The 11667-nt window shown below is 47.6% G+C and carries 11 protein-coding genes; 10 read left to right on the top strand and 1 reads right to left on the bottom strand.

Going from position 1 to position 11667, the window contains the following annotated elements; translation table 11 throughout:
- Positions 1 to 357 precede the first annotated feature (357 nt).
- From MHI12_RS27105 to pssA, 7 genes are all read left to right on the top strand, one after another.
- The gene (locus MHI12_RS27105) at positions 358 to 819 is read left to right on the top strand and encodes a CtsR family transcriptional regulator (RefSeq protein ID WP_036607135.1); all 462 of its coding nucleotides are present in this window, start codon (positions 358 to 360) and stop codon (positions 817 to 819) included.
- A 31-nt stretch (positions 820 to 850) separates the two neighbouring features.
- Positions 851 to 1375 (top strand): UvrB/UvrC motif-containing protein, encoded by a 525-nt coding sequence (locus MHI12_RS27100; protein WP_405170799.1) that lies wholly within the window; start codon positions 851 to 853, stop codon positions 1373 to 1375.
- Positions 1376 to 1403: 28 nt separating this feature from the next.
- Positions 1404 to 2474 (top strand): protein arginine kinase, encoded by a 1071-nt coding sequence (locus MHI12_RS27095; RefSeq protein WP_405170798.1) that lies wholly within the window; start codon positions 1404 to 1406, stop codon positions 2472 to 2474.
- A 185-nt stretch (positions 2475 to 2659) separates the two neighbouring features.
- Positions 2660 to 5122: an ATP-dependent Clp protease ATP-binding subunit gene (locus MHI12_RS27090; protein ID WP_036607223.1), complete on the top strand. Its 2463-nt coding sequence runs from the start codon at positions 2660 to 2662 to the stop codon at positions 5120 to 5122.
- Positions 5123 to 5387: 265 nt separating this feature from the next.
- Entirely contained in the window at positions 5388 to 6755 is a 1368-nt protein-coding gene (gene radA / locus MHI12_RS27085) for a DNA repair protein RadA (RefSeq protein ID WP_036671578.1), read from the top strand.
- 13 nt (positions 6756 to 6768) lie between these two features.
- Positions 6769 to 7845: a DNA integrity scanning diadenylate cyclase DisA gene (disA, locus tag MHI12_RS27080; RefSeq protein ID WP_091020517.1), complete on the top strand. Its 1077-nt coding sequence runs from the start codon at positions 6769 to 6771 to the stop codon at positions 7843 to 7845.
- A gap of 45 nt (positions 7846 to 7890) precedes the next feature.
- Positions 7891 to 8622, top strand: a complete 732-nt coding sequence (gene pssA / locus MHI12_RS27075) for a CDP-diacylglycerol--serine O-phosphatidyltransferase (RefSeq protein ID WP_405170797.1) — start codon at positions 7891 to 7893, stop codon at positions 8620 to 8622.
- Between the two features lie 126 nt (positions 8623 to 8748).
- Here the strand turns inward: pssA and MHI12_RS27070 are convergent, their stop codons facing one another.
- Complete coding sequence (locus MHI12_RS27070) at positions 8749 to 9144, bottom strand: hypothetical protein (protein WP_017692049.1); 396 nt, start codon at positions 9142 to 9144, stop codon at positions 8749 to 8751.
- 173 nt (positions 9145 to 9317) lie between these two features.
- Here MHI12_RS27070 and MHI12_RS27065 point away from each other — a divergent pair, with 173 nt between their 5' ends.
- The 3 genes from MHI12_RS27065 to ispF all read left to right on the top strand — a co-directional run bounded on the left by MHI12_RS27065 (position 9318) and on the right by ispF (position 11654).
- A complete protein-coding gene (locus tag MHI12_RS27065; protein WP_047841132.1) occupies positions 9318 to 10403 on the top strand; it encodes a PIN/TRAM domain-containing protein in 1086 nt (361 codons plus the stop codon).
- A gap of 82 nt (positions 10404 to 10485) precedes the next feature.
- On the top strand, positions 10486 to 11181 hold the full coding sequence (gene ispD / locus MHI12_RS27060) for a 2-C-methyl-D-erythritol 4-phosphate cytidylyltransferase (RefSeq protein ID WP_405170796.1): 696 nt from the start codon (positions 10486 to 10488) through the stop codon (positions 11179 to 11181).
- Positions 11178 to 11654 (top strand): 2-C-methyl-D-erythritol 2,4-cyclodiphosphate synthase, encoded by a 477-nt coding sequence (ispF, locus tag MHI12_RS27055; protein ID WP_210110436.1) that lies wholly within the window; start codon positions 11178 to 11180, stop codon positions 11652 to 11654. Before ispD ends, ispF begins: the two co-directional genes overlap by 4 nt.
- Positions 11655 to 11667 lie beyond the last annotated feature (13 nt).

The raw sequence follows: 11667 nt of genomic DNA, 5'->3' as shown, positions 1-11667 counted from the left end.
GTCCGGGGAATATTTCGTGTAAAATCGTAAAAAATGAATAGTGACCCCACTTGGCAAAACCACAAAATATGCTATAATGGTTATAAAGTCAAAGAAAGTCAAAGTCAACTAAAGGTTTAATACTTAAGTAGCTTTCTTTCTACAATCTGATGCATGATCGCCAATATAGGGGATTCATTTCATCGGAGGATCAAGGGAATATTAAAGGACCTTCGTGCTTCCTTCGCTCTCCTGTTCACACCTGTGGAAGCAAGATTCGCTGTTTCCCTGATTGGTTAAATGGGTAGAGAAGGTGTACTCTGTGGGGGCGTGTGGGTCCTTATTGACTTAACGTTTCAGACAGTGGAGGATGATTGGATGCGTAATATCTCTGATATTATCGAACGATATCTGAAGAGTATTTTGCATGAAAGTCCCGAAGGAATGGTTGAAATTCAGCGTAATGATCTGGCAGATCAATTCTCATGTGTACCTTCCCAGATCAATTATGTCATCAGCACACGTTTTACACTCGAGAAGGGATACCTGGTAGAGAGTAAACGCGGCGGTGGTGGTTATGTTCGCATACAGCGCATTGAATTACCGGCCCAATCAGCTCTGCATAATCATTTGCACCATAGTATTGGTGAAGAGATCGGGCAGACAGCTGCCGAAGGTCTGATCTATCAATTGGAAGAAGCGCGCTTCTTGAGCAAGCGGGAAGCCGGGTTGATGCGAGCTGCTGTATCTAGAGAGGTTATATTGGTCAAACTTCCTTACCGGGATCAAATTCGTGCCAGAATGTTGAAGGCGATGTTAATATCTTTGCTCGGTAAATGAAAACTATCGGGGTCAAAGGAGGTACATCAATATGCTGTGCCAAGAATGCAATAAACGTCCGGCGACACTTCATTTTACGAAGATCGTAAATGGAGAGAAGACGGAATTCCATATTTGTGAGTCATGTGCCCGTGAAAAAGGGGAAATGATCCCTGGAACAGCAGGTGGGTTTTCCATTCACAACTTGTTGTCCGGATTGCTTGATTTTGATCCAGCCGCCAAAAGTGGATCGGCAGGAACACCACCTGCAAAAGCTCTTCAATGTGAAGAGTGTGGTATGACGTACGCACAATTTAGTAAGATAGGTCGGTTCGGCTGCAGTTCATGTTATAAATATTTTGACAGTCGTCTGGATCCTTTGTTCAAGCGGGTTCATGGTAATACGTCCCATGTAGGCAAAGTGCCTGCACGAGCTGGTGGTCGCATCAAGGTGAAACGGCAAATTGCTGATCTGAAGCGTGAGCTCCAGGAGAGCATCGCGCAAGAGGAATTTGAAGAGGCGGCCCAGATCCGTGACCAGATCAGAGGACTTGAAAAAGGAATAGCTCAGGAGTAAAGTTTGTCATGAGTAGGAGGGATGCGTAATGCCTAATCTGCGCTTTACAGAGAAGGCGCTCAGCGACTGGATGCGCAGTGATGCGGCTGATTCCGAAATCGTCATTAGCAGCCGTGTCCGGATTGCACGCAACCTTCAGCATGTTCCGTTTCCGATGCTGGCTTCCAATGAGCAATTGGAAGAGGTGCTGAATAAGCTGAGCGAAGTACTTCAATACGATGACGTTCATGCCTTTGGGGATTTTCATACGTTGGATCTGATCGATATTGACGAACTCGACAAACGGGTGCTGGTGGAGAAACATCTCATCAGTCCAAGTCTTGCGAATGAATCCAGGAATGGTGCGGTTATTCTCAGTGAGGATGAGTCAGTCAGTATTATGATTAACGAAGAGGATCATCTTCGTATCCAGTGCCTCTATCCGGGGTTCCAGGTGAAAGAAGCCTGGGAGAAAGCTTCCGCAATAGATGATGCTTTTGAAGCGCACGTGGATTATGCTTTTGATGATCGCAGAGGATACTTAACCAGCTGTCCTACCAATGTAGGTACAGGTGTCAGAGCATCGGTTATGATGCACTTGCCTGCCCTGGTGATGACACAGCAGATTGGCCGTATTCTAACCGCAGTTTCCCAAGTGGGATTGACGGTAAGAGGAATATACGGTGAAGGCAGTGAAGCGATGGGTAACCTGTTCCAGATCTCGAACCAGATTACTTTGGGACAGACCGAACAGGAAGTCATCGAGAACCTGCATGGTGTTGTGTTACAGATGATCGGTCATGAACGTACAGCGAGAGAACGGTTAATTACCGACTCCAGACTTCGTATTACGGATCGTGTCATGCGTTCTTACGGCATATTGTCTCATGCAGCTATTGTTGATTCCAAGGAAGCTGCACAGCGCTTATCGGATGTACGCCTTGGCGTGGATCTCGGCTTGTTGGATGGACTGTCCATTACGGTAATGAATGAGTTGAATGTGATGACACAGCCGGGATTTTTGCAGAAAACATTCGGGGAAGATATGCGCACAGATGAGCGTGACATTTACCGTGCTCAGTTGATTCGTGATACGATCAATGCAGCGAAGCAGTCCTAGTTTAGCCTGATATTGTATTGAATTATGGTTTCATGCCGCATTGCGGCTTTTATATAATAAGGCATGTACAAATGCCGAATGACTTTATTCGCAGCACGGCTGCAAACAAAAATGATATGAAGAATACGACGGTTATTTCATTATATGACCCTCGTTTTATCCAAAACCATGGAGGTGCAGGAGATATGATGTTTGGAAGATTTACGGAACGGGCCCAAAAGGTGCTCGCACTCGCGCAGGAAGAAGCTGTCCGTCTCGGTCATAATAACATCGGTACTGAGCATATTTTGCTCGGCCTCATTCGTGAAGGCGAAGGCATCGCAGCCAAAGCACTGATCGGCCTGGGACTCGGATTGGAAAAAATTCAGGATGAAGTAGAAACGCTGATTGGCCGTGGCCAAGAGCAACCTACCAACATTGCATATACGCCACGTGCGAAAAAAGTAATTGAACTGTCTATGGATGAAGCTCGTAAATTGGGCCATACCTATGTAGGCACAGAGCATATCCTGCTCGGATTGATTCGTGAAGGCGAGGGTGTTGCAGCACGTGTGCTCAATAACCTGGGAATTAGCCTGAACAAAGCACGTCAACAAGTGCTGCAATTGCTTGGCAGCAGTGAAGCTGTATCCAGTCATAATGGCACACCTGCCAATGTCAGCACACCAACGCTGGACAGTCTGGCACGTGACCTCACGGCTTATGCGAGAGAGAACAACCTGGACCCAGTCATTGGACGTAGTAAAGAAATTGAACGTGTCATTCAGGTGCTCAGCCGTCGTACCAAGAACAACCCGGTATTGATCGGTGAGCCAGGTGTAGGTAAAACAGCGATTGCTGAAGGCCTTGCACAAAAAATCATTGCAAATGAGATTCCGGAAACATTGCGCGACAAACGTGTAATGACCCTGGATATGGGTTCTGTAGTCGCTGGAACCAAATATCGTGGTGAGTTCGAAGATCGTCTGAAAAAAATCATGGATGAGATTCGCCAAGCAGGTAACATTGTCCTGTTTATCGACGAATTGCATACCTTGATTGGCGCAGGCGGAGCTGAAGGTGCCATCGATGCTTCTAACATTTTGAAACCGGCTCTGGCCCGTGGAGAATTGCAATGTATCGGTGCGACAACACTGGATGAATATCGTAAATACATCGAGAAGGATGCAGCGCTTGAGCGTCGTTTCCAACCGATTACTGTAGATCAGCCTTCTCCGGAAGAAGCGATTCAAATCTTGCACGGCTTGCGTGACCGTTATGAGGCGCATCACCGCGTGAAAATTACGGATGAAGCAATTGTGCAGGCGGTTAAACTGTCTGATCGTTACATCACAGACCGTTTCCTGCCAGATAAAGCGATTGACCTGATTGATGAAGCGGGTTCCAAAGTAAGATTGAACTCTTACACGATCCCACCAAACCTGAAACAACTGGAAAGCCGTCTGGAAGATATCCGTAAGGAAAAAGACGCTGCAGTTCAAAGTCAGGAGTTCGAAAAAGCAGCAGCTCTGCGTGATACGGAACAAAAAATCCGTGAAGAGCTGGATGTAACGAAGAACCAGTGGAAAGAGAAACAAGGTCGCACCGATTCCGAGGTTACTCCTGAGGATATCGCACAAGTGGTAGCCAGCTGGACAGGAATTCCTGTAAACCAACTAAAAGAAGAAGAGACACAGCGTCTGATGAATCTGGAGTCTATTCTACATGAACGTGTCATCGGTCAGGATGAGGCAGTGAAGTCTGTCAGCCGTGCGGTTCGTCGTGCTCGTGCGGGACTTAAAGATCCAAAACGTCCGATGGGTTCATTCATTTTCCTCGGCCCTACAGGGGTAGGTAAAACAGAACTTGCTCGTGCTCTGGCTGAAGCGATGTTCGGCGATGAAAATGCAGTAATCCGGATTGATATGTCCGAGTATGGTGAGAAGCACTCGACTTCTCGACTTGTCGGAGCGCCTCCAGGATATGTTGGGTACGAAGAAGGTGGCCAGCTGACAGAGAAAGTTCGTCGCAAACCATATTCCGTAGTCCTGCTCGATGAAATCGAGAAAGCACATCCAGAAGTATTCAATATCTTGTTACAAGTGCTTGAGGATGGTCGACTGACGGATTCCAAAGGTCGCGTCGTTGACTTCCGCAATACGCTGATCATTCTAACATCCAACGTGGGTGCCGAAGCGATCAAACGTAACTCTACACTGGGCTTCACTGCAGTTGTAGATGCAGGAGCAGATTATGACAACATGAAGGGGAAAGTGATGGATGAGCTGAAGAAAAGCTTCCGTCCAGAGTTCCTTAACCGGATTGATGAAATTATCGTGTTCCACTCACTCGAAGAAAAACACATCGCTGAAATTGTTACGCTTATGAGTGAAGAACTTCGTAAACGACTTCTCGAACATGAGGTCGATTTCGAACTCACTGATAATGCCAAGTCTTTCCTTGCGAAGTCAGGCTTTGATCCAGCTTACGGTGCGCGTCCGCTTCGTCGGGCGATCCAGAAGCATATCGAGGACAAATTGTCCGAAGAGTTGCTCACAGGTAACGTAACCAAAGGGGATTCATTGCTCATCGACGAGGAGAACGGTGCACTGTCTGTTACGAAAAAAGACGTGGTTGTTCCTTCTAACGAGGAAATCGAAACTAAATAATATACAGCAAGCTTTGGAGTTAAACTTCAGCTTGTTCTAATCCTTAATCAAATCCTTCTCGGCTTCGGCCGGGGAGGATTTTTTGCACTTTGGACAGAAGACGGACATGATTATGTCAGGAACATGTGTAAAGTTTGCGATAATCCTTTACGAAAAATCTCAAACAATGGTAAACTTTTAGTAACCCTGCACGTCAGGGAGTTTGGGTGAAATTCGTCGAATAATGCAAAATGCTGTTATAAAACTAAATTATAGGAGTGCTGAAGTGGCCAAAGTTAAAACCAAGTTTCAATGTACGGAATGCGGCTATGAAGCCCCCAAGTGGTACGGTAAGTGTCCGGGTTGTCAGTCATGGAATTCAATGGTGGAAGAAACAGAGACGGTGGTCAAAACACAAGGGAGAAATTCTCCTCTGTTTGACAGTAAAGATAAACCGCTTCCTATCATAGATATAGATAGCGGTCAGGAACCGCGTGTACAGACTGGAATCGGAGAGTTGAACCGGGTATTGGGTGGCGGAATCGTTCCGGGTTCACTCGTTCTGGTGGGCGGAGATCCGGGTATTGGTAAATCAACGTTGATGTTGCAGACGTCTCATGCTTTGACGCATTCGGGTTTGCGTGTGTTATATGTTTCCGGTGAGGAATCAGTCAAGCAAACCAAATTGCGGGCAGACCGTCTGGGGGCACTCTCTGCCGAGTTGTATGTACTGTGTGAAACCAATATGGAACGTGTAGAGGAAGCGGTGGATCAGATCCAGCCGCATTTTCTTGTCATCGACTCCATTCAGACGGTATATCTTCCCGAAGTTACCAGTGCGCCGGGTAGTGTAGCACAGGTAAGGGAATGTACGTCAAGGTTCATGCGGATTGCCAAAGGCAGAGGCATTGCAACGGTTCTTGTGGGGCATGTTACCAAAGAAGGTGCCATTGCCGGTCCACGTATGTTAGAACATATGGTGGATTGTGTGCTTTATTTTGAAGGAGAACGGCATCATACGTATCGCTTACTGCGTGCGGTGAAGAACCGTTTTGGTTCCACCAATGAGATTGGTATTTTTGAAATGGGCGAGGATGGACTTCGTGAGGTGGGCAATCCGTCCGAACTCTTTTTGTCGGAACGTCCACTGGGTGTAGCAGGTTCAACGGTAGTTGCCAGTATGGAGGGGACACGTCCTCTGCTCGTGGAATTACAGGCGTTGATCTCGACGACCCATTTTCCTTCTCCTCGCCGTATGGCAACAGGGGTAGATCTGCATCGATTAAATCTGATCATTGCAGTGCTGGAGAAACGGATGGGGATGTTTTTACAGACCCAGGATGCGTATCTGAACGTGGCTGGTGGAGTACGGTTGGATGAGCCCGCTGTAGACTTGGCGGTTGCTGTCAGCATTGCATCCAGTTTGAGAGATGTACCGACCAAGCCGGACGACGTCATCTTTGGCGAGATCGGTCTGACAGGTGAAGTTCGAGCCGTATCACGGGCCGAACAACGAGTGAAGGAAGCCGCAAAGCTGGGCTTCAAACGAGTCATTTTACCAGAAAAAAGCTTAAAGGGCTGGAAACATCCTCGCGGGATACAACTGATCGGTGTGAATACCGTGGCAGATGCACTAGCGGTTGCTTTAGATTAGGGGGCATAACAAGATGAAAGATATGAGCCAACTGGATAATATGAATGAGTTGTTAAGGCTGATCGCACCAGGTACACCTTTCCGCGAAGGTCTGGAAAATGTGCTGCGCGCCAAGACGGGCGCACTGCTTGTTGTAGGATACAGCCCTGAAGTAATGGAAGTGGTGGATGGGGGATTCTCGATTAACTGTGATTTCTCCCCGAACTATCTGTACGAACTCGCCAAGATGGATGGAGCCATTATTCTTAGCGAGGATTTGAAGCGTATTCTTTACGCCAATACCCAGTTAATCCCGGACTCTTCGATCTCTTCATCAGAGACGGGGATTCGTCACCGGACGGCAGAGCGTGTAGCAAAGCAAACGGGTAAATTGGTCGTATCCATATCACAGCGCCGGAATATCATTACCTTGTATCAGGGAACACTTCGTTATTCCCTCAAGGAAATCGGGGTTATTTTGACCAAAGCGAATCAAGCGATTCAAACCCTGGAGAAATACAAAGCAGTATTAACACAGTCCCTTACGAATCTGAGTGCTTCGGAATTTGAGGAATTAGTAACGATTCCTGAAGTGGTTAATGTGATTCAGCGTACTGAAATGGTGATGCGGATTAAAACGGAAATCAAACGTTACATTCATGAACTCGGGAATGAGGGACGACTCATTTCCATGCAAATGGAAGAACTCGTGGGTACAACGGAAGAAGAAGCCTGGTTATTGTATAAAGACTACGCGCGTGACGACAGTGATGACAAAATCCGTGAAATTATCGTGGGACTGAAAAGATTGTCGGACGATGAGTTGCTGGATGCACATCATATTGTCCGTCTTCTCGGCTATCCTTCATCAGCGGCTACTTCAGAGGATTCGGTTGCCCCTCGTGGATACCGGGTATTAAATAAGATCCCCCGCCTGCCCAATGTCATTATCCATAATCTGGTGGATCAATTTGAACAATTGCCTCATGTTATTATGGCTACAATTGAAGAACTGGACGAAGTGGACGGTATTGGTGAAGTTCGTGCTCGGACCATTAAGGAAGGCCTCAAACGTTTGCAGGAGCAAATGTTTATCGACAGACAGATGTAAGGGTTTGCCTATATAAAGGCTTGAAATGGATGAGGTGAAACAACGATGCTAACCAGATTCATTCCGAATCTCTTTACCCTGGGTAATCTGTTTCTTGGAATGATGGCAATTTTGCTTGCGATTGATGGAAATTACAGTTTGGCTGCCATTATGGTCATTGTAGCGATGCTGCTGGATGGTCTGGATGGCCGAGTAGCACGTGCACTCAATGCTCAAAGTGAATTCGGCAAGGAACTGGATTCCTTGTCTGACATGGTTTCCTTTGGTGCAGCACCAGCCCTGATCATATTTATGGTGTCGTTTCAAGATTCGATGCCGATGCTCGCCTGGATCGCAACAGCGGCTTTTCCGATCTGTGGAGCCATTCGTCTTGCTCGGTTTAATGTTCGTCCGGGAATCCCCGGGTACTTCACAGGTCTGCCGATTCCCGCAGCCGGTGGGGTGCTGGCTACACTGTCCTTGTTCAATAAGGATATTGGCCCGGTTAGTATGATGATTGCTACATTGCTGTTATCGTATCTGATGGTGAGTTCGCTTAAATATCCCAATTTCAAAAAGGTCGGTTTGCCACGCAAGGCGATCTGGATTGCACCATGGGTTGTGTTATTTGCCATAGCCGTAGCTGTTATTTTCCCGGAACAGTTATCCAAATTGATTTTTATTCCGCTGGTGTTATACGCCTTGTATGGAATGAAGCATAATGTGCGAACAGCGGCCTCGCGTAGTCGGGCGAAAAAGCGCAAGGATGAGAAATCTTCCCGTCCTTCCGATCGTTAAGTCGCCGTGGGGACAGACACTATACAAAGAAAGCACGTACTCTCCTGAACTGGAGAATGCGTGCTTTTTGTTTATTCAGATCTATTTACGGTAAAAGAAACCCTTACGGACGACATACATATCTTCTTACGACAGATTAAACATCCCTAACGTTGAACACTTCTGTGATTCGTGATTTACGACCTCTTCCATGTTAATGTCCAGCAGATTGCAGAGAGCCGACATGTAGAACAGGTTCCGCCCTAGCTCAGAGCTGATGACCTCTCTGCAGTTCTCACACAACTCACCTTCCACATGCGTTTCCAGCAGGCCCTTGGTTTGAGCGATATCGCTCTCCGGGGCATATTTCTGCTTGGTGGCGTGCAGCTCGATGCAGCCGCATTCGGTAATGGCTTTGGACACGGCACGGTTAACAGACGCTCCGGCTTGTCCCGTTTTGGACAGTACATCAATCAGGCTGCGATGACGCAACAACAGTTCAGAAACTTGATCCTGGAAAGCCTGTAAACTTAGCGTACTCATTTTGCCACTCACCTCGGGATATGAATTGAATTCATTATATGCCAATAATTTACCTACTTTCAACTGACGATTGCAACATTTCCAAAAAGTTCTTCCAGATGGGATTAGCAATTCAGGAATTGGATCATACTGGATATAAAGATCAAGATACATTGAAGGAGGTGCAGGGACTAATGTGGAAAAAAGGCATTTTAACTTTTACAGGATTGTGCGGTGCATGGTTCGGCTACACGGCATATCATCTGGCAGGAAAATCGGTCCCATGGATGGCGGAGTGGATTCAGTCAGCAGGATTACTGGGAGCTGGTATATCGACGCTGCTGGGAGCTGTAATGTTTATGGCTGTATGTAATATTGGTGGAACATTGATGGCAGACAGGCTGCATAGTGGAATTGACTCATTGGCAAAAGTACCTATGAACGAACTGGCTGCTGGTGCCGCAGGTACCGTTGCAGGATTGCTGGTGGCCTTGTTGCTCTACCCTGTCGTGGGATGGATGGGGACGGCAGGAGAAGTGCTGCAAGTGGCGCTGACGGTGATTAGTGCTTATTCCGGTTATACCCTTGCCATGGCGAAGAAAGACGATCTGGGGGCCTTCTGGATGTCTGGACGATGGGGTCATCCCGAGGTGGACGAGGACAGACGGATGGAAGAACATAAAATTCTGGATACCAGTGTTATTATCGATGGGCGTATCGCTGATATATGCAAAACCGGATTTATTGAAGGCACGATCGTAATTCCGGAATTTGTTCTGGAGGAGTTACAGCATATTGCTGATTCATCGGATCTGCTCAAGCGGAACAGAGGACGGCGTGGACTGGACATTTTGAACAAAATCCAGAAGGAACTCGATGTAAAAGTCCTGATCTACGAGGGGGATTTCGAGGAAATCTCCGAGGTGGACAGCAAACTGGTTAAACTGGCTAAAGTGCTTCAGGGCAAAGTGGTCACCAATGACTTTAACCTGAACAAAGTGTGCGAACTCCAGGGTGTATCTGTGTTGAACATTAATGATCTCGCCAATGCGGTTAAGCCGGTTGTTCTGCCAGGTGAAGAGATTATGGTGCAGATCATCAAGGATGGCAAGGAGCATGGTCAAGGTGTAGCCTATCTGGATGATGGCACAATGATCGTTGTGGAAGGCGGACGCGAGTATATCGGCATGATGATGGAAGTGCTGGTGACCAGTGTGTTGCAGACTTCAGCGGGACGAATGATTTTTGCCAAGCCGAAACTGTTGGAAAAAGCCCAATAAAGCGGTATGATGGGTAGTGTATCGTTGAATGATATTGTATATCTTTGGACGATAAACTGACAGACAAGGCAGGGATTGCGGCATGGATAAAGGGTGGGGCGTTGTCATTGTGGCAGCAGGTCGCGGAACCCGGATGGGGACGACCGAGAGCAAACAGTTTCTGTTGCTGCAGGACAAGCCCGTTTTCATACATACGCTTGAGGTATTTGCTGCGCTGGACGAGATCCGCGAGATGGTGCTGGTCACAGGAGCCGCAGATGTTGAACGCTGCCAGGATTGGGTAAAAGAATACCAACTGGATTCACGTGTCCGTGTTATCCCCGGAGGGAAAGAGAGACAATATTCTGTCCATAAAGGCCTTGAGGCACTTGGGACGGATTGGGTTCTCGTTCACGACGGGGTACGTCCTTTTGTGAACCATGAGCAGATCAAGGGTTGCATGGCGGCCGCCATAGCCGGTGGTGGAGCAGCTGTACTGGCGGTTCCCGTGAAGGATACGATCAAACAAGTGAATGCGGAAGGAGTCGTTACGGCGACGCCAGACCGCAGCAGTCTGTGGAGCATTCAAACCCCGCAGGCTTTTCGTCTTTCTTCCCTGCTCTCCGCCTACGAATCAGCCGAGCAGGACGGATTTCTGGGGACAGATGATGCCATGCTGGCTGAACGTCAGGGAATGTCGGTCAAGGTTGTGGAAGGCAATTATACCAATATCAAATTAACAACGCCGGAAGATTTGCAATATGCTGCGTTTTTGCTGGGGGGAGAGAAGAAGCGATGATACGTGTAGGACAAGGATTTGATGTACATCAGCTGGTAGAGGGACGCCCGTGTATTATTGGCGGAGTAACGATTCCTTATGAAAAAGGACTGCTGGGTCACTCGGACGCAGACGTGCTGTTGCACGCGATTAGTGATGCCATTTTGGGTGCGCTGGCACTTGGGGATATTGGCAAGCACTTCCCGGATACCGATCCGGAATTCAAAGATGCCGACAGCCTGAAATTGCTGGAACATGTATGGCAGCTTGTGAAAGATCGCGGGTATAAGCTAGGGAATATCGATTCAACGATTATTGCCCAGAAGCCAAAGATGGCTCCTTATATCCCAAAGATGGCTGAGGTTATTGCCAAAGCACTGGAAGCGGATGTAACACAGGTGAACGTGAAGGCAACAACGACAGAGCAACTGGGATTCCCGGGACGGGGAGAGGGCATTGCCGCTCAATCCGTTGTTTGCCTTGTACGTGTGTGATATCATCAATCAA

The organism is Paenibacillus sp. FSL H8-0280 (genome assembly GCF_045040665.1).
Lineage (GTDB): Bacteria > Bacillota > Bacilli > Paenibacillales > Paenibacillaceae > Paenibacillus > Paenibacillus xylanexedens_A.
Note: the sequence above shows the minus strand (reverse complement) of the source record. Positions and strands in the feature narration are given on the sequence as shown.